We start from the raw sequence: 15,690 nt of genomic DNA on the forward strand, positions 1-15,690 counted from the left end.
CGGTCTACCCAGACCACCCCCGCGCCAGTGCTAGCTTTGCGTACCGTCACTTATTGCACTGAAAACGAGGAGACCCCGACACTGACCTTGAGCTGGTCGGCGACCAGTTTCAGCAAGGGCGGAAACGGCGGCTCATCGACGCCAAGGAGGATGCCGGGAAAGCGCAGGTAGCAGAGCTGAACTGCAAAGCCCAAGCGGTTCGCAGGCCCGCGCCGTTGCCGGATGATGGAGAGGTCGGTATCGCTGAACGTGTAGTATCGGATCAAGTCGTCCTTGGTATCCGGCAACGCCAACAGGCTTTCCCGCTCGGCGGCGGACAGAATGGAACGACGTGGCATATTTACTGATCCGCTCTCAAGTATTGATACAGGGTCTCCCGGCTGACACCAAACTCGCGGGCCAGCTTCGCTTTTTGTTCGCCGGCGGCGGCCCGCTGCCGCAGATCGGCTACCTGTTCGGGCGACAGCGCTTTCTTGCGGCCCCGGTAGGCTCCGCGTTGCTTGGCGAGCGCGATGCCTTCCCTCTGCCGCTCGCGGATCAAGGCCCGCTCGAATTCAGCGAACGCCCCCATGACCGACAGCATCAGGTTCGCCATCGGCGAATCCTCGCCGGTGAAGGTCAGGCTCTCCTTGACGAACTCGATGCGCACGCCGCGCTTGGTGAGCTTTTGCACGAGGCGGCGCAAGTCATCGAGGTTGCGCGCCAAGCGATCCATGCTGTGAACCACCACGGTGTCGCCTTCGCGCACGAAGGCCAGCAGCGAATCAAGCTCGGGCCGCTGGGTGTCCTTGCCCGACGCCTTGTCGGTGAACACCTTGCCGACTTCGACGTGTTCAAGTTGCCGTTCCGGGTTCTGGTCGAAGCTGCTGACCCGGACGTAGCCGATGCGTTGACCCTGCAAGATGCCTCCCTGGACGAAAATGTCAGGAAGAAATCTATGACCTTTTTCAGCTAGTGTCAATAAATAACACAACCGACTCTATTCTGACGTTGTGAGGCAGTCTACCCTGACATCCGGTTAGGGTATGCCTCAATCTGACGGTAGCGAGTCGCAGGCGTTCGGATCGGCATCGGTTTCGTTCCCTGTCTTGGCACGCGCTTCGAAGCGTTGATAACACTCCAACCCGCAGAAGTGCTCGACGTATTCCGCGCCTTCCGGGGTGAAGGCGGCATCGAGCGGGATTTCCTTGCAGCACACGCAGCAACTGGTGGTGGTCGAGTCACTTGCATTCATGGTGGCACCCCTCCATTGACTGACGAAGACGGCGAATGCCGCCGCCGGCATTGGCTTCGCGAACAGGAAGCCTTGTCCTGTGTCGCAGTCCGCTTGTCGCAATAGATCAAGACTCGCCGATGTTTCCACGCCTTCAGCCACCACATCCATGCCCAGCCCGTGCGCAAGCTGAATCACGGTGTGCACGATGGTTTGGTCGCGGCGGTCGTTGGCGAGCCCGGCGACAAACGATTGGTCGATCTTGAGCGTGCTGATTGGGCAGCACTTCAGATGTTGCAGACAGGAATACCCCGTCCCGAAGTCATCGGCGGCGAAGCGCACACCGATCTGCCGCAAGGCGTCCAGGGCGGGGAAGATCGCCGGATCACCAAACGCGACCGATTCGGTCAGCTCGATTTCGAGATACTCGGCGGGCAACTCGGCATCAGCCAGCACGCCCTTTACCCACCCGTCGAAGTCCGGTCCCACTTGGCTCGCCGAAACATTGACGGCCAGCCGGAACGGTCGCCATGCCAGCATTCGCCAGTCACGCATCTGGCGGCAGGCTTCGCCCAGCACCCAAGCGCCGATTTCAGGCATCAGGCCGGACGATTCGACCACGGGCAGGAACTGGCCCGGTGGCAATAGTCCAAGCGTCGGATGACGCCAGCGCAACAGGGCTTCCGCGCCGACAATCCCACCACTGCGCAGATCGACGACGGGCTGGTAGTGCAGTTCAAGCTGCCCGCGCTCGACCGCTTGGGCCAGTTCCGGCGTCGTCCATCCATCCGGCCGGAAAGCGCTCATTCTCTTTCCCTGAATGCCCGCAACGCCCGCGACAGGGACAGAAGGAACAGGCCGGTCAAACCGAGCGCCGCGATGACCCAATGCTCGCCGAGGAAAGCACCGGCGGTTGTGCCGGCCAGCACGACAGCGAGGATGGGCAGGTGGCAGGGGCAAGTCAGCACAGCCAGTCCGCCCCACAGGTAGCCGGTGATCGGTTTGTGCGTCTCGGACGGCAAGCGCTCGGGGTTGTTCATGGCAGACTCTCCGCGTGCTGTGCCGGCTCGGTCGGCAGGGTGGCCAACTGCACTTCCAGATCGGCCAACGCTTCGCGCCGACGCTCGACGAACTGACGCAGCAGGGCAAGCTGCGCGGCCGCTTCGTCGCCGTCCGCCGCATCCAGCGCCCGGCACAGCCGCGCCAGCGCGTCGAGGCCGATGCCCGCCTCGAAGGCCGCCCGCACGAAGCACAGCCGTTGCAAGGCGGCGTCATCGAACAAGCCGTAGCCGCCTGGTGTGCACGCCACCGGGCGCAGCAATCCGCGCAGCAGGTAGTCGCGCACGATATGCACGCTCACCCCGGCATCAAGAGCCAGCCGGGACACCGTGTAGGCGTTCATTGAACACCTCCTTTTTCTCACCCGGCGCAGCAGGAAAGCTGCTTCACATCCTTGTTGAAGGTCTGCGCCGCGAGCTTCAACCCCTCGACCATCGTCAGGTAGGGGAACAACTGGTCGGCCAGTTCCTGCACCGTCATGCGGTTGCGAATGGCCAGAGCCGCCGTCTGGATCAGTTCACCCGCTTCCGGCGCGACCGCCTGTACGCCGATCAGCCGATGGCTGCCTTCCTCGATAACCAACTTGATGAAGCCGCGTGTGTCGAAGTTGGCGAGCGCACGCGGCACGTTGTCCAAGGTCAAGGTGCGGCTGTCGGTCTCGATCCCGTCGTGGTGGGCTTCCGCCTCGCTGTAGCCCACGGTCGCCACTTGCGGATCGGTGAACACCACGGCCGGCATTGCGGTCAGGTCGAGCGCCGCATCGCCGCCGGTCATGTTGATCGCGGCACGGGTGCCGGCCGCTGCCGCCACATAGACGAACTGCGGCTGGTCGGTGCAGTCGCCGGCCGCGTAGATGTTCGGGTTGCTCGTGCGCATGCCTTGGTCGATGGCGATGGCACCTTGCGCATTGACAGTGACCCCCGCTGCGTCCAGCGCGAGGCTGCGCGTGTTCGGTGTCCGACCGGTGGCAACCAGCAGTTTGTCGGCGCGCAATTCACCGTGCGTGGTGGTCAGCACGAATTCACCGTCCATATGGGCGACCTGGCTGGCTTGCGTGTGCTCCAGCACCTCGATGCCCTCGGCACGGAAAGCGGCTGTCACCGCCTCGCCGATGGCCGGGTCTTCACGGAAGAACAAGGTATTGCGCGCCAGGACCGTGACCTTGCTGCCCAGCCGGGCAAAGGCTTGCGCCAGCTCCAGCGCCACCACCGACGAGCCGATTACGGCAAGGCGTTCGGGAATGGTGTCGCTCGCCAGGGCCTCGGTGGAAGTCCAGTAGGGTGACTCTTTCAAGCCCGGAATCGGCGGGACCGCCGGGCTGGCACCCGTGGCGACCAGGCAGCGGTCGAACATCACGACGCGCTCGCCACCCTCGTTCAAACGGACGGTAAGGCTCTGGTCGTCCTTGAAGCGCGCCTCACCGTGCACAACGGTGATGGCCGGATTACCGCCCAGGATGCCTTCGTACTTGGCGTGCCGCAGTTCGTCGACGCGGGCCTGCTGCTGGGCCAGCAGCTTACTGCGGTCAATCGTAGGCACAGTTGCCGCAATACCGCCATCGAACGGGCTTTCCCGGCGCAGATGGGCGATGTGGGCGGCGCGGATCATGATCTTGGACGGCACACAGCCGACATTGACGCAGGTGCCGCCGATGGTGCCGCGCTCGATCAGCGTGACCTGCGCGCCTTGCTCGACGGCTTTCAGCGCCGCCGCCATCGCGGCTCCACCGCTGCCAATGACCGCTACCTGCACCGGGGGCTCGTTGCCACTGTGCTTTTCGGCGGCGGCCATCCATCCCCGCACCTTGTCGAGCAGTCCGACGCGGTTGTCCGCCAGTGGCGCATCGGCTAGCGTTGCCTTGTAGCCCAGTCCGGCCACGGCGGCAGTCAGCGCGTCCGGCGATGTGCCCGGCACGATGGCGAGTTGCGCTGTGCCCTTCGGATAGGACACCAGCGCCGACTGCACGCCTGGCACTTTTTCCAGCGCTTCCTTGACGTGCGCCGCGCACGAGTCGCAAGTCATGCCGGTGATTTTTAGATGGGTCATGCAACAGATCCTTTATCGTTTGTGGCGCCAGACAATGACGTCCGTTGTGCTGCGGTGCCGTTTTCAGTGACTCACTGCTTGACGCTGGACGGATAGCCCGCGTCTGCGGTTGCCTTGGTCAGCTTCTGCACGCTGGTCTTGGCATCGTCGAAGGTGACGACCGCTTGGCGTGTCTCGAAAGTCACGTCAACTTTGCTGACGCCTTCGACCTTGGAAATCGCCTTCTTGACAGTGATCGGGCAGGCGGAGCAGGTCATGCCCGGTACGGACAGCGTGACGGTCTGGGTGGCGGCCCAGACGGGGGCAACAACGGCGGCGAGGGCGAGGGAGGCAAACAGTTTCTTCATGGTGAACTCCGATCAGTAGAAAAATGGCATGACGTAGGGAAATCCGAGCGCGACCAGAACCAGCGCGGCCACGATCCAGAAAATGAGCTTGTAAGTAGCTCGCACTTGGGGAATCGCGCAGACCTCACCCGGTTTGCAGGCCGCTGCCTGCCGGTAGATGCGCCGCCAGGCGAAGAACAACGCCACCAGCGCCACGCCGATAAAGATGGGGCGATAGGGTTCCAACACCGCCAAGTTGCCGATCCAAGCGCCGCTGAACCCCAAGGCGATCAGAACCAACGGCCCGAGGCAGCAAGCCGAGGCGAGGATGGCGGCAAGCCCTCCAGTGAAGAGCGCGCCGCGCCCGGTTTTTGGTTCAGACATGCGCTTGTCCTTTCGAATTGAAATTGGATAGCGTAACCTTACTTCCGTACTCATGTACGGAGTCAAGCGATATGGAAAACAATTTGGAGAACCTGACCATTGGCGTTTTCGCCAAGGCGGCCGGGGTCAATGTGGAGACCATCCGTTTCTATCAGCGCAAGGGCTTGTTGCTGGAGCCTGACAAGCCCTATGGCAGCATCCGCCGCTATGGCGAGGCGGATGTAACGCGGGTGCGCTTCGTGAAATCAGCCCAGCGGCTGGGCTTCAGCCTGGATGAGATCGCCGAGCTGCTGCGGCTGGAGGATGGCACCCATTGCGAGGAAGCCAGCAGTCTGGCCGAGCACAAGCTCAAGGACGTGCGCGAGAAAATGGCTGACCTGGCGCGCATGGAGGCCGTGCTGTCTGAGTTGGTGTGCGCCTGCCATGCGCGAAGGGGGAACGTTTCCTGCCCGCTGATCGCGTCACTACAGGGTGGAGCAAGCTTGGCAGGTTCGGCTATGCCTTAGCGTGCTTTATTTTCCGTTTTCTGAGACGACCCCTTGAGGGGCGCGGCGTTTTAGCGGCTAAAAAGCGGTGGCTGCGACCGACGGGGTGAAGCCGGGCCGCATGGCCTGCGTGCCCGATGACTTGCGTGCCTCGATCCATTCCTCGATTTCTGCCAAGTCCCAGGCGACGTTTCGGCTGGTGAGTGCGATCCGGCGCGGGAACTCCCCGCGCTGTTCCATGTTGAAGATCGTGCGCTCAGACAGCGGAATCATCGCCAGTAGCTTCTTCCGGTTGATGAGTGTCTTACTTGTGGTTGCCTGCATCCCCTGGCCTCTTCAGTCACTTGCGAATATGTGCCTGATGGTGCCTGTCAATGCGGATCGCTTCGGCCTAATGATTGACTTTTTTGGTTGACACCAAAAGAAATCAGCGGATGGGGCGCTTCTTCTTCAAGTGAAACATTGCGGGGATTGATGCCAGCGCCTTCGATACCGCTTGGCGCTCGATGCCCAACCTTCGCGCAATCTCCGATTGATTGAGTCCAGACCACTGGAGCATCAAGATCTGCTTCTTGCGATCGGATAGCTTCGAGTCCACCATCAGCCGCGCCTGGTTGCGCAGTTCCGCCTTGTCTGCCGGTTGCAACGTCTGGCGCATGACATAGTGGAAGAAGTAGCCGTCAACGAGTTGATCGCCCGATTTCACTTGCGGCGTTGCCGGCTTCGCGCATTGCTGGCTGAGCCTGGCCAGCTCAAGTTCAAACTGCGCGAGTGATCGCTTCGCCTGTCTGTATGCGGGGTTCCATTCGCCATTCGTTAGCTTGGGTCGATGCCCCTCGCAATACTTGTGACTAAGTTCAAGCTTCTTGCGATTCTCAAGCTCCGCATCGTTAACCTGCTGCTCCGCAACCTTGGCCATGAACGCGGAAAACTCCGTCAGCTCTCCGCAGAAGTCGCAGAAGCCGTGTTTCCGTTGCGCATTGAGACTGACGCCCTGAGTGGGGGCAGACGTTTGCGGGCGTTTGCTGGCACAGCAGCAAACCAGTTCGATCAAGGCTTCGAGGGTCGCGGTAAAGCGATGATCCCTTGGTGTCTGTCGGTCTTCCGTTTTGATGAACTGGCGTAGCAACTGGCGCTGCACGCGAACCATCGCGTCAAGTCCTACCAGTCCAATGATCGCGCTGAAGCCCACACCCGTGCCGGCGCCGGGGACGTAGCCCGAGTAGCGTACTGGAAGGGTTGCCATGTAGGCGGCTACAGCAGGATCGATCACTTCCTGGATCAGTCGCCCGATGGGGTAGCGTCGCGAAGACGTGGAGTATGGCTTCCAACGTTCGCGGAAATCTTTGATGGACTGAGAAACGGTGGGGTCGCAGCCTTCCCAGATGGGGATGTAGTAGCGACCAAGGCGCTTCTTTGCGTGCTCTTCGTTCTCCATGTCAACCATTATCGCCAACTAATAAGCTGCCATCAAGCCTGGCGCTGCGTAACCTTCGTTGCAATTCAGTTGATAACGGAGGTTTACGCAATGACGATGGAAGACACGCTGCTGCAACGCTTCGGCCCGCTGCTGAGCATCGCGCAGCTCGCCACTGTCCTGGATCGTTCGCCTGATGGGTTGCGGATCAGCTTGCGTGCGACGAACGAATGGACGCAGCGGATCAACAAGGCCCGCTTGAAGATCGGCCGGCGGGTCTACTTCCGAACCTCGCAGATCGCCGAGGTGCTGAGCGACGAATCCCTGTACGGAACGGGGAACTGAGTCGTGGCGATTGATGTCCTGGCGGCGTTTGAGTGCGAACCGCCGGTTCTGGATTTCATATGGCCGGGCTTCCTTGCGGGAACCGTCGGTGCGCTCGTTGCTCCAGGAGCCACGGGTAAGAGCTTCTGGGCGCTGGAAGCGGCCATGAGCATCGCATGCAGTGTTGCCGGCGGCGATCTTGTGGGCCTTGCCCCCGCGCACACCGGGCGAGTGGTCTATCTGGCCGGGGAAGACCCACCGCCCGCGCTTGTGCGGCGCATTCACGCCATCGGCCAGCACCTCGGACACGCGGCACGCCAAGCCATCGCAGAGAACCTTGCGCTTGAGCCGATCATGGGCAAGCGCCTGAACGTCATGGACGAGGCTCACTTGCGCCGCGTCATCGAATACAGCGCCGGGGCGAGGCTGATCGTGCTGGACACCCTGAGCCGCATCCACGCCCTCGATGAGAACAGCAACGGCAACATGGCCCACCTCGTGGCCGTTCTGGAGCAGGTCGCGGCTACCACGGGCGCATCCGTGCTCTACCTGCACCACGTCAGCAAGGGAAGCGCCCGCGAAGGGCAGACCGACCAGCAGCAGGCCGCGCGTGGCGCGTCCGCGCTGATCGACAACGCCAGGTGGTGCGGTTACGTCGCCCGCATGACTGAGGACGAGGCGAAGCGCCTCAGCGACCGCGCCCATGACCGGCAACCCATCGGCGATGAGCGGCGCGGCTACTTCGTGCGTTTCGGCGTCAGCAAGCAAAACTACGACGCCACGCCGCTTGATCGCTGGTACATGCGGCACGCCGGCGGCGTGCTGGTGCCGGTGGAGCTGTATGAGGCCAGCAGGAATGAGGAAAGACGTGATAGTCGGAGGCGAGGCGATGGCTTTTGACCTCACCCATGCCAGGCACGATCCAATGCACTGCTTGGTCCCCGGCTTGTTCCGCAGTCTCAAGCGCGGCGAACGGAAGAAGCTCAAGCTCGATGTGACGTATCACTACGCCGAAAATGAACTAGCGCGGTTCGTCGGCTTCGAGCCTCTTGGTGCTGATGACATGCGGCTGCTGCAAGGTCTTGTGGCTCTTGGAGGGCCGAAGGGCATCATCCTGACGCCAGAGCCAACAGCGGACTTGCCGAAGCAACTCCGTCTATTCCTTGAGCCGAAGTTCGACGCGGCAGGGCAGGATGCGCTTGTCGTGCGAGAGAGCATGACAAGCCTGCTAGCGGAAATCGGCTTGACCGATGGCGGCGACAATATCAGGGCGATCAAGGCGTGTTTGCTGCGCATGGCAAACGTGACGGTGGTAGTCACCAAAGCGAGTAGGCAAAGGTCTTTTCACCTGATGAGCTACGCCTTCGACGAGGAAGACGGACGGCTATTCGTCGCGCTGAATCCCCAGATTGCGGAGGCGATTCTTGGGCGGCGCCCGTATACCCGCATCGAGATGGCCGAGGTGCGGGCGCTACAAACCGACCCGGCCCGCCTGATTCACCAACGGCTATGCGGCTGGATCGATCCCGGCAAAGCCGGGCGCGTGGAACTCGATACCCTTACTGGCTACGTCTGGCCGGACGAGGCGAACGCCGAGGCCATGAAGAAGCGTCGCCAGAAGGCCCGCAAGGCTCTGACCGAGCTTGCCACCGTGGGCTGGAAGGTCAGCGAGTATGCGGCAGGGAAGTGGGAAATTGGCAGGCCGAAGCCCGTAGTAACGTTCCCCAAGCTCCGTAGCAATGTTCCCCTTCACCCGTAGCAACGTTCCCCGCCTCGAACCGTAAAACACAGCGACGGCGCGGGTTTGCGGCTAGTTCGCAAATTCCATCCATGATCTTCCAAGATCATCCACTAGGCGCGGCACTTGCCGCCGCCCTTTAGGGCGACGCCAAGCCCTTGCCGATGGTCGGCCTTCGGCCGTTGAGTTGTACGCCAGAAGGGTGGTCAGCTCCGGTCGGTCTTTTTAGCGGCTAAAACGCTGCGCCCCTCAAGTGTCAATAGGCAGGTGTTGTATGTTGTATGTTGTAGCGCACTACAACATACAACAGTTCAATTCGATTCCCGGCCACGTCATGAGGCCGGCTTTCTTTCACGCCGCACGTCGAGCTGCAGCATCGCTATTTCCGGCGAGGCTGGCCACGTTCGGGCCACGGTCTTCCATCGACATCCGACGATGCACCGAGGGCCCAATCGCCAGTTCCGACGATGACGGCCGCCCGGCGCTCGAACTCGCATCGCCGGTTCTGACGATGCGATCCACTCTTTGACACTTGAGGGGCCGAGCGGCGGGGAGATTCTCCCGGCCTCCCTCTTGGCGTCTAACCTTCCGTGCTGAATGGGCTGCCATCCCTGTTTCGATAGGCGTGCCTGTGTCATCGGCTCCATGTCAACCATTTCGGCCAATTATTGGAATGTTGTGTCGGCCGGCACTCCGTAACCTTCGGAGTAGTTCAGTTGATAACGGAGGTTTACGGACATGGCGACGACAGAAAGCAGCTATCCCGACGAGCTGGCCGCACGGCTCGCTCTTCAGCAGAAGACCTCACAAATAAAGCGTAGGGACTACCTGGCCGCTTTCATGGCGGCGCGCGCGGACGTGAAGGAAGCGATGGAGGCCGGCTACGCGCTCAAGATCATCTGGGAGCACATGCGCGAGATCGGGCGAATCCCTTTCCGCTATGAGACGTTCCTGAAATACGTTCGCCAGCACATCACCAATGCGCCGCCTGGCTCCACGGGTCAGGGCACGAAGTAAGCAAAGTCCCATGCTCAATCGCTGCAAGCGCATGGCTGAAACGCTATTACCAGCCTCTTGGATCGCTGCAAGCACACGGACGTTGGCAATTTCCGTTGGTTTTCCCGCTGCTGGCGCGCTGTTGCGAAGCGATGGTGCGGTTACAGCGCGAAACTCGATGAGTCATACGAGGCAAAAACAACGCCGTAAGGCGGGCAGGATGTGTGAAGTAGGCCCACCGGCAAGCCGGTTGTCCTTCTTCACTGCCCCTTATTCGCGCGGGGCGCTCAACGGGCATCCTGCTCTGCGAGGGTGCCGGCTACCGCCGGTTGGAGGACAAATGGGCGACGAGAAACGAATCACCAGGAAGGGCAGCTCACCGATCAAGGTGTACTGCCTTCCAGAAGAACGCGAACTGATTGAGGCGAACGCCAAGATGGCGGGGATCAGCGTGGCGCGCTATCTGCGCGACGTAGGCCAGGGCTACCAGGTCAAGGGAGTCATGGACTACCACTACGTGCGCGAGCTGGTGCGGGTGAATGGCGACCTTGGCCGGCTGGGCGGATTGCTCAAGCTCTGGCTAACCGACGATCCGCGCACTGCCCGTTTCGGCGATGCAACGATCCTCGCCCTGTTGGCTCGGATCGAAGCTACTCAGGGTGAAATGAGTCGGCTTATGAAATCGGTGGTGCAGCCGAGGGCCGACCGTTGAGAGTTTTAGCGGCTAAATTTCCGTGTGCCGGACGTGACACGAGGCACTTCCAGGCCGCCGGCCTGAGCGTTATCAACTCTCGGGAGGACGCATAAGGCCAGGGACACCCCGTAAAGGCCAAGAGCAGAACCACCGAAGCCCGGGCCTCAGTGCCAAGGGCGATACCGATTAGCTAGTGGCGTAGCTCTTCGATGAAACCTTGCCGTGGGCAAGCGCGAGCTTGGTCAAGGCATTGCCTTTCTTTCATCGAATGGAGATTGCGACCATGAAGCACGTCCGTTTTTTAGCGGCTAAAACCGCGCTCGCCGCCGCTCTGGCCGGCAGCATCATCGTCACCCCGGCGCAGGCCGGCATCCCCGTCATCGACGGCGGCAACCTGGTGCAGAACGTCATGACCGCCATTGAGTCGGTGGCGCAGACGCTCAAGCAGATCGAGCAGTACCAGACTCAATTGCAGCAGTACGAAAACATGCTGCAAAACACCATGGCTCCGGCCGCCTATATCTGGGACCAGGCGCAGTCCACCATCAACGGACTGATGGCCGCCACCGACACGCTGAACTACTACCGGAATCAGCTCGGCAGCATCGATGCGTACCTGGGCAAGTTCCAGGATGTGGCCTATTACCGTGGTTCGCCTTGCTTCTCGGCCGCTGGGTGCTCGGATGCCGAGCGCGCTGCGATGGAGCAAAACCGCAGCCTGGCGAGCGAGAGTCAGAAGAAGGCGAACGACGCGCTTTTCAAGGGCCTGGAGCAACAGCAGCGCAACCTTTCCGCCGATGCTCGCCAGCTCGAACGGCTCCAGTCCGCCGCGCAGGGCGCGACCGGGCAGATGCAGGCCATCGGCTACGCCAACCAGCTCGCCGCCAACCAGGCAAACCAGCTTCTGCAAATCCGTGGCCTGCTGATCGCACAGCAGAACGCCGCGACGGCCAGGATGCAGGCGCAGGCCGACCTAGAGGCGCAACAGCAGGCCGCCGGCGCGACTTCCCGGGAGTCCAGGATCGAGCGGACGGCCAACCCGAGAAACTGGCTCGAACTGACCCGCTGACGGAGGCCCTGCACCATGAAGAAAACGATGCTGCTTACCGGCCTCGTGGTGGTGCTGGTGGCTGGTTGCGACAACAAGCCGGCCATCCCGCCCATGCCCGAGGTCAATGACACCAATTGCCAGATCGAGGCGATCAAGAAGATCGAGGACAGGGTCACGCGCGAGAAATTCGCCGGGCTGTGCTCGCGCCGGTCGCCGGCTGCCGGCGGCATCGCGCCGACCGAGAGGCCCATGAACTGGCTCGAACTGGCCGACCCGAAAGACCAGAAGGAGGCGAAGCCATGAAAACACTGCACAAGGCGGCGCTGATCGGCGTCGCCCTCGCGCTTTACTCCACCGCCGCATCGGCCCAACTCACCAATCAGGGGATGCTTGACCAGGTGGTGATGGAGTTCGCCACGCGAGCCACGTCCTGGCAGACGGTGGTGATGAATGCCGCGATGTTCCTGTTCTGGACGCTGGGCACGATCTCGCTGGTTTTCACCTTCGGCTTCATGGCGCTGCGCAAGGCTGACATTGGCGAGTTCTTCGCAGAGTTCATCAGGTTCATCCTGTTCTTCGGCTTCTTCCTCTGGCTGTTGCGCAACGGCCCGGCGTTCGCCAACTCGATCATCCAGTCACTGGCCCGGATCGGCGAACAGGCGTCCGGGGTGGCGTCGGTGACACCCTCGGGCATTGTGGATATCGGCTTCATGATCTTGAAGCAGGCATTCAGGAACTCGTCGATCTGGTCGCCCGTGGATAGCTTCATCGGTGTGGCCTTGAGCGTCGGCATCCTGATCCTGCTGGCTGTTGTCGCCGTGAATATGTTGCTGCTGCTCGTATCAGGCTGGCTGCTGATGTACGCCGGAATCTTCTTCCTCGGCTTCGGTGGAAGCCGTTGGACTTCCGACATGGCGATCAACTACTACAAGACCGTGCTGGGCGTGGCCGCGCAGATCATGACGATGGTGCTCCTGGTCGGCATCGGGAACGACCTGCTTTCCAGCTTCTACGCCAGGATGAACACCGGCACCCTGAACTTTGAAGAGCTGGGCGTGATGCTGGTGTTCTGCGTGGCGTTGCTCATGCTGGTCAATCGTGTGCCCCCGCTTGTCGCCGGCATCATCACCGGCTCGGGGATCGGTGGCGCTGGCGGCATTGGCAACTTCGGTGCAGGTGCCGCCATCGGTGCGGCTATGGGCGCGGCGAGTATGGCCGCCGGAGCGGCCAGCGTGGCTGGCGCGGCCGTGATGGGCGGTGCGGCCTCGGCCGCCGGCGGCATGTCGGCGATTAGGGCGGCGTTCGAGAAAGCAGGGGCTAGCGCCGGTGGCGGATCGGGCGGAGTGCCCATGTTTGGTGGTGGTGCTGGCGGTGATTCCGATGCTGGATCGTTCGCGCAGGCGGCGGGCTTTGGTGGCGGCGGTTCCAGTGCCGGCACAAGTACGCCGCTCGGCCAGGCTGCCGGCTTTTACAGCTCTGGAAGCTCCAGCAGTTCGGGCAGCAGCGGCGGCGAATCGAGGGGCGGCGACAAAGCCGGCTCCAGCTCGAAGGCCGGCGGCGGCAGCGACGCCGGCGGCCAAGCCGGCCGAGGTGCGGGAGGCCTTGTCGCTGCGACGGCTGCGAACCTGGTGCAAGGCATTGGCGACGTTGCGAAGGCCAAGGCGGCCAGCATCCGCGACGCCGCCGCCGAACGCATCGCCGACACCACCGGCGGGAAGATCGCCGCCGCGATCCGGGCGAGCAGCCAGACAGACCAGGCGGTCGAGGATGTGCCCAGCTTCGGCGGCAACAGCCTGGCAGGGGCCGTTTCGGCTGCTGCTGATCCTGATGATGAAGTGGCCGCGTTCGCCAACCGCGACAAGGAGGTATGACGATGACGCCGAGAGGATTTTTCGACTGCCTGGACGTTGCCGCTGCCGAGCAGCGCCAGGCGCAGGCGGTTGAGGCTGAGCCGGTCGACGATCAATCGACTGATGCAGACCCGGCGGCAGAAGTTGCGGCCTTTGTTGATCGACCTGCTCCGCCCGTCGTTGAGGCCACCAAGCTGGCGGCCAGGTCGGGCGGCAACGTCAGCAGCTACGGCAGCAGCGCGAGAAACACGCCGCTGGCCGAGGCCGCCGGCTTCTACGGCACCGGCAGCCGATAAGCGCGTCGGCCGGCGTGGGGCCGGCCGACACTTCCACAACCCACCTGTTAGAGAGGTGAATCATGGCAACCCTGAATCCTACCAATGCAACGCAGGCCGTTCATCATGCAGCCGTGCAACTCGCCGCGCTCGACTGGCTAGACCAGGAAGCGGCGCGGCAGCTCGGGCCGCTCGCCGAGGCCGTGGCGAACGCTTTCATGGTCGTGTTTTACCAGGCCGAGACGGGCCAGGCGACACCTGCCGACTTTCGCGAGGCCCTGGACGCGGTGCGGCAGTCACTCGGCGCCGCGTAGGCACGCGCACCAGGAGCAGCAAGGGCGGCCATTGGCCGCCCTTGTCATTTCCGGGCCTGCATCGTCAAAGGTGACGATGTGCGCTGGCGTGCTCGAGCATCGCTAGATCGGACGATGACGGCCGCTCTGGCCTTCTCCCTTGGCGTGGATCTCGCATCGTCGTTTCTAGCGATGAGATCCAGCGCACCAGAACGGCGCACGTCGAGCTGCAGCACCGCCAGGAATGGCGATGCTGGCCAGCTCTCCTACTCGATGCCGTGCATGGCCTTCGCCCGCGCTGCGACGGCCTGTGCGTGTTCGATATAGGCCGGGTCGGCTGTGGCCTCGGCTTCGGCCAGGAAGGTGCTGATCGCCTCGGCCGAGGTCAGCGTCTCGGCCGGGTCGAAAGGCGTCAGCTCACGGCCAACGACCGGCGCATCTACCCATTCGCGTTGTTCCGGCGGCAGTGGATACACGCCGGCGGCTTCGGCCTCGGCCAGCAGCTCGGCCAGGGTGTAGCGCACTTGGCCAGGCGTGACGGCGCGGGTCGGGTCGGCCTTCAAGGTGTCATAGGCCGGGCCGACCTTCTCATGCAGCCAGTTTTCCAGGTTCTTCGAGCCTGTCATCGGCTGGCCTCATCAAGCATGGATGCCAGGCGCTCCAGGTCGTTGACCGATTGCGAGCGAAAGCGGCCGGTCAGCAGCTCGTGCAGCGCGGCCGGCGTCAATCCGAGAAGCGTAGCCGCTTGCTCGGTCGACAACTGTTGCGCCTTGATGGCCTCGCCGATCTTGGTGACGAGTCGGGTCTTGACCAGCATTTCGCCGGCGTCGGGATAGCCCAGGTCGGCATAGACGTTGGCGCTGCCCTGCTGAATGTTTGGGGTGTCGTCAGCGTTCAGGTCGGCCAGCAGCTCGGCGACTGTGGCGAACCGCCCCAAGACACGGCCGGCGCGGCTGTCTGCAATTGCTTCCTCGGTTTCCTTCCTTCCCATCGCACACCTCACGCGGATTTGCCTAGCCCGTCTCATCCAGATGAGGCCACAGAGAGCACGGCTGTGAAGGCCAAAGAGTACTACGTTGCGTGTTTTCCCCGGAAAAAGACAGGCCGACCACCTTCTGGCGTAAACCATCTACGACCTGGTGGCTAAAGCACATGGCCTTGCCATCGAGCCGGTGCAGCGAGCCTGCCGCAACGCATGGCGCCGGCCGAATCTATGGCTTCGCGCACATGAGATTCGGGGTTCATTTGGGTGGATCAGATGGTAAACTTGGCCAAACTTTGGAAGACTTCGCCGCGCGACACCAAGCGAGCCGCCTGACATGAACCAACCTGATAGCGAAATTCTCACGCTGGATGAAGTGGCGGTCTACCTCAAGGCAGGGAAGAAGACCGTTTACCGGCTGGCCCAGCAGGGGGAGATACCGGGATTCAAGCTGGGCGGCACCTGGCGGTTTCGTCGCAGCGAGTTGGATCGCTGGATTGCCGCGCAGATAGCCGAGAAAACGCAGGACAAGACATGAGCGCCCCGAAAAACGACAG

At 62.4% G+C, this 15,690-nt stretch carries 23 protein-coding genes and 1 pseudogene; 12 read left to right on the forward strand and 12 right to left on the reverse strand.

Going from position 1 to position 15,690, the window contains the following annotated elements; all coding sequences use genetic code 11:
• Nucleotides 1–77 precede the first annotated feature (77 nt).
• The 8 genes and pseudogenes from AC1Q5S_RS00005 to merT all read right to left on the reverse strand — a co-directional run.
• A pseudogene (locus AC1Q5S_RS00005) lies at nt 78–338 on the reverse strand (DUF4158 domain-containing protein); the annotation flags it as partial.
• A gap of 2 nt (nt 339–340) precedes the next feature.
• Nucleotides 341–901, reverse strand: a complete 561-nt coding sequence (locus AC1Q5S_RS00010) for a recombinase family protein (RefSeq protein WP_011239984.1) — start codon at nt 899–901, stop codon at nt 341–343.
• A gap of 129 nt (nt 902–1,030) precedes the next feature.
• The gene (locus AC1Q5S_RS00015) at nt 1,031–2,020 is read right to left on the reverse strand and encodes a DUF3330 domain-containing protein (protein ID WP_003132006.1); all 990 of its coding nucleotides are present in this window, start codon (nt 2,018–2,020) and stop codon (nt 1,031–1,033) included.
• Nucleotides 2,017–2,253 (reverse strand): broad-spectrum mercury transporter MerE, encoded by a 237-nt coding sequence (gene merE / locus AC1Q5S_RS00020; RefSeq protein WP_003132004.1) that lies wholly within the window; start codon nt 2,251–2,253, stop codon nt 2,017–2,019. The genes AC1Q5S_RS00015 and merE overlap by 4 nt, the downstream gene beginning before the upstream one ends.
• Nucleotides 2,250–2,615: a mercury resistance co-regulator MerD gene (gene merD / locus AC1Q5S_RS00025; RefSeq protein ID WP_000995360.1), complete on the reverse strand. Its 366-nt coding sequence runs from the start codon at nt 2,613–2,615 to the stop codon at nt 2,250–2,252. The genes merE and merD overlap by 4 nt, the downstream gene beginning before the upstream one ends.
• Nucleotides 2,616–2,632: 17 nt before the next feature.
• Nucleotides 2,633–4,318, reverse strand: a complete 1,686-nt coding sequence (merA, locus tag AC1Q5S_RS00030; RefSeq protein ID WP_003158917.1) for a mercury(II) reductase — start codon at nt 4,316–4,318, stop codon at nt 2,633–2,635.
• 71 nt (nt 4,319–4,389) lie between these two features.
• Nucleotides 4,390–4,665, reverse strand: coding sequence for a mercury resistance system periplasmic binding protein MerP (gene merP / locus AC1Q5S_RS00035; protein ID WP_003131987.1), 276 nt, complete (start codon nt 4,663–4,665; stop codon nt 4,390–4,392).
• 12 nt (nt 4,666–4,677) lie between these two features.
• Nucleotides 4,678–5,028 (reverse strand): mercuric ion transporter MerT, encoded by a 351-nt coding sequence (gene merT / locus AC1Q5S_RS00040; protein WP_003131974.1) that lies wholly within the window; start codon nt 5,026–5,028, stop codon nt 4,678–4,680.
• A 71-nt stretch (nt 5,029–5,099) separates the two neighbouring features.
• Here merT and merR point away from each other — a divergent pair, with 71 nt between their 5' ends.
• Complete coding sequence (gene merR, locus AC1Q5S_RS00045; RefSeq protein ID WP_003131969.1) at nt 5,100–5,534, forward strand: mercury resistance transcriptional regulator MerR; 435 nt, start codon at nt 5,100–5,102, stop codon at nt 5,532–5,534.
• A gap of 57 nt (nt 5,535–5,591) precedes the next feature.
• Here the strand turns inward: merR and AC1Q5S_RS00050 are convergent, their stop codons facing one another.
• On the reverse strand, nt 5,592–5,837 hold the full coding sequence (locus AC1Q5S_RS00050) for a helix-turn-helix transcriptional regulator (RefSeq protein WP_026437060.1): 246 nt from the start codon (nt 5,835–5,837) through the stop codon (nt 5,592–5,594).
• A 103-nt stretch (nt 5,838–5,940) separates the two neighbouring features.
• The gene (locus tag AC1Q5S_RS00055) at nt 5,941–6,951 is read right to left on the reverse strand and encodes a LuxR family transcriptional regulator (RefSeq protein WP_492238185.1); all 1,011 of its coding nucleotides are present in this window, start codon (nt 6,949–6,951) and stop codon (nt 5,941–5,943) included.
• Between the two features lie 90 nt (nt 6,952–7,041).
• On the opposite strand from AC1Q5S_RS00055, the gene AC1Q5S_RS00060 reads away from it, so the two are divergent.
• The 10 genes from AC1Q5S_RS00060 (at nt 7,042) to AC1Q5S_RS00105 (ending at nt 14,172) form a co-directional block, all read left to right on the forward strand.
• Nucleotides 7,042–7,275 (forward strand): Plasmid-related protein, encoded by a 234-nt coding sequence (locus tag AC1Q5S_RS00060; RefSeq protein ID WP_015039729.1) that lies wholly within the window; start codon nt 7,042–7,044, stop codon nt 7,273–7,275.
• A gap of 3 nt (nt 7,276–7,278) precedes the next feature.
• A complete protein-coding gene (locus AC1Q5S_RS00065; protein ID WP_284448461.1) occupies nt 7,279–8,154 on the forward strand; it encodes a helicase RepA family protein in 876 nt (291 codons plus the stop codon).
• Nucleotides 8,144–9,013 (forward strand): replication protein C, IncQ-type, encoded by an 870-nt coding sequence (gene repC, locus AC1Q5S_RS00070; RefSeq protein WP_015039731.1) that lies wholly within the window; start codon nt 8,144–8,146, stop codon nt 9,011–9,013. Before AC1Q5S_RS00065 ends, repC begins: the two co-directional genes overlap by 11 nt.
• Nucleotides 9,014–9,730: 717 nt before the next feature.
• Nucleotides 9,731–10,009: a TraK family protein gene (locus AC1Q5S_RS00075; protein WP_309258638.1), complete on the forward strand. Its 279-nt coding sequence runs from the start codon at nt 9,731–9,733 to the stop codon at nt 10,007–10,009.
• A 319-nt stretch (nt 10,010–10,328) separates the two neighbouring features.
• Nucleotides 10,329–10,700: a conjugal transfer transcriptional regulator TraJ gene (gene traJ, locus AC1Q5S_RS00080; RefSeq protein WP_309258639.1), complete on the forward strand. Its 372-nt coding sequence runs from the start codon at nt 10,329–10,331 to the stop codon at nt 10,698–10,700.
• A 265-nt stretch (nt 10,701–10,965) separates the two neighbouring features.
• The gene (gene trbJ / locus AC1Q5S_RS00085; protein ID WP_033996778.1) at nt 10,966–11,751 is read left to right on the forward strand and encodes a P-type conjugative transfer protein TrbJ; all 786 of its coding nucleotides are present in this window, start codon (nt 10,966–10,968) and stop codon (nt 11,749–11,751) included.
• A gap of 15 nt (nt 11,752–11,766) precedes the next feature.
• The gene (gene trbK / locus AC1Q5S_RS00090; RefSeq protein ID WP_492238186.1) at nt 11,767–12,036 is read left to right on the forward strand and encodes an entry exclusion lipoprotein TrbK; all 270 of its coding nucleotides are present in this window, start codon (nt 11,767–11,769) and stop codon (nt 12,034–12,036) included.
• Nucleotides 12,033–13,604 carry a P-type conjugative transfer protein TrbL gene (gene trbL, locus AC1Q5S_RS00095; RefSeq protein WP_492238187.1) on the forward strand — a complete coding sequence of 524 codons (1,572 nt, stop codon included), beginning with the start codon at nt 12,033–12,035 and terminating at the stop codon, nt 13,602–13,604. Before trbK ends, trbL begins: the two co-directional genes overlap by 4 nt.
• Nucleotides 13,605–13,606: 2 nt before the next feature.
• Nucleotides 13,607–13,879 carry a hypothetical protein gene (locus AC1Q5S_RS00100; protein WP_492238188.1) on the forward strand — a complete coding sequence of 91 codons (273 nt, stop codon included), beginning with the start codon at nt 13,607–13,609 and terminating at the stop codon, nt 13,877–13,879.
• Between the two features lie 62 nt (nt 13,880–13,941).
• Nucleotides 13,942–14,172: a type I toxin-antitoxin system ptaRNA1 family toxin gene (locus tag AC1Q5S_RS00105; protein WP_492238189.1), complete on the forward strand. Its 231-nt coding sequence runs from the start codon at nt 13,942–13,944 to the stop codon at nt 14,170–14,172.
• Nucleotides 14,173–14,417: 245 nt separating this feature from the next.
• On the opposite strand, the gene AC1Q5S_RS00110 is transcribed toward AC1Q5S_RS00105, so the two are convergent.
• Both AC1Q5S_RS00110 and AC1Q5S_RS00115 read right to left on the reverse strand, forming a co-directional pair.
• Nucleotides 14,418–14,777: a helix-turn-helix domain-containing protein gene (locus AC1Q5S_RS00110; protein WP_492238190.1), complete on the reverse strand. Its 360-nt coding sequence runs from the start codon at nt 14,775–14,777 to the stop codon at nt 14,418–14,420.
• Nucleotides 14,774–15,142, reverse strand: coding sequence for a helix-turn-helix domain-containing protein (locus tag AC1Q5S_RS00115; RefSeq protein ID WP_492238191.1), 369 nt, complete (start codon nt 15,140–15,142; stop codon nt 14,774–14,776). Before AC1Q5S_RS00115 ends, AC1Q5S_RS00110 begins: the two co-directional genes overlap by 4 nt.
• Nucleotides 15,143–15,470: 328 nt before the next feature.
• Between AC1Q5S_RS00115 and mads1 the strand changes: the two genes are divergently transcribed.
• A complete protein-coding gene (gene mads1, locus AC1Q5S_RS00120) occupies nt 15,471–15,671 on the forward strand; it encodes a methylation-associated defense system helix-turn-helix domain-containing protein MAD1 (RefSeq protein ID WP_010378957.1) in 201 nt (66 codons plus the stop codon).
• Nucleotides 15,672–15,690 lie beyond the last annotated feature (19 nt).

The sequence above is a fragment of the Acidovorax sp. GW835-FHT14B10 genome (assembly GCF_058793725.1).

Bases quoted from the DNA above. Each gene is read 5' to 3' on its own strand.
- AC1Q5S_RS00015 (WP_003132006.1), bottom strand. From the start codon at position 2,020: ATGAGCGCTTTCCGGCCGGATGGATGGACGACGCCGGAACTGGCCCAA.
- traJ (WP_309258639.1), top strand. From the start codon at position 10,329: ATGGGCGACGAGAAACGAATCACCAGGAAGGGCAGCTCACCGATCAAG.
- trbK (WP_492238186.1), top strand. From the start codon at position 11,767: ATGAAGAAAACGATGCTGCTTACCGGCCTCGTGGTGGTGCTGGTGGCT.
- AC1Q5S_RS00100 (WP_492238188.1), top strand. From the start codon at position 13,607: ATGACGCCGAGAGGATTTTTCGACTGCCTGGACGTTGCCGCTGCCGAG.
- AC1Q5S_RS00110 (WP_492238190.1), bottom strand. From the start codon at position 14,777: ATGACAGGCTCGAAGAACCTGGAAAACTGGCTGCATGAGAAGGTCGGC.
- AC1Q5S_RS00075 (WP_309258638.1), top strand. From the start codon at position 9,731: ATGGCGACGACAGAAAGCAGCTATCCCGACGAGCTGGCCGCACGGCTC.
- mads1 (WP_010378957.1), top strand. From the start codon at position 15,471: ATGAACCAACCTGATAGCGAAATTCTCACGCTGGATGAAGTGGCGGTC.
- merT (WP_003131974.1), bottom strand. From the start codon at position 5,028: ATGTCTGAACCAAAAACCGGGCGCGGCGCGCTCTTCACTGGAGGGCTT.
- merD (WP_000995360.1), bottom strand. From the start codon at position 2,615: ATGAACGCCTACACGGTGTCCCGGCTGGCTCTTGATGCCGGGGTGAGC.
- AC1Q5S_RS00105 (WP_492238189.1), top strand. From the start codon at position 13,942: ATGGCAACCCTGAATCCTACCAATGCAACGCAGGCCGTTCATCATGCA.
- merE (WP_003132004.1), bottom strand. From the start codon at position 2,253: ATGAACAACCCCGAGCGCTTGCCGTCCGAGACGCACAAACCGATCACC.
- merP (WP_003131987.1), bottom strand. From the start codon at position 4,665: ATGAAGAAACTGTTTGCCTCCCTCGCCCTCGCCGCCGTTGTTGCCCCC.
- repC (WP_015039731.1), top strand. From the start codon at position 8,144: ATGGCTTTTGACCTCACCCATGCCAGGCACGATCCAATGCACTGCTTG.
- trbJ (WP_033996778.1), top strand. From the start codon at position 10,966: ATGAAGCACGTCCGTTTTTTAGCGGCTAAAACCGCGCTCGCCGCCGCT.
- AC1Q5S_RS00055 (WP_492238185.1), bottom strand. From the start codon at position 6,951: ATGGAGAACGAAGAGCACGCAAAGAAGCGCCTTGGTCGCTACTACATC.
- merR (WP_003131969.1), top strand. From the start codon at position 5,100: ATGGAAAACAATTTGGAGAACCTGACCATTGGCGTTTTCGCCAAGGCG.
- AC1Q5S_RS00060 (WP_015039729.1), top strand. From the start codon at position 7,042: ATGACGATGGAAGACACGCTGCTGCAACGCTTCGGCCCGCTGCTGAGC.
- merA (WP_003158917.1), bottom strand. From the start codon at position 4,318: ATGACCCATCTAAAAATCACCGGCATGACTTGCGACTCGTGCGCGGCG.
- AC1Q5S_RS00050 (WP_026437060.1), bottom strand. From the start codon at position 5,837: ATGCAGGCAACCACAAGTAAGACACTCATCAACCGGAAGAAGCTACTG.
- trbL (WP_492238187.1), top strand. From the start codon at position 12,033: ATGAAAACACTGCACAAGGCGGCGCTGATCGGCGTCGCCCTCGCGCTT.
- AC1Q5S_RS00115 (WP_492238191.1), bottom strand. From the start codon at position 15,142: ATGGGAAGGAAGGAAACCGAGGAAGCAATTGCAGACAGCCGCGCCGGC.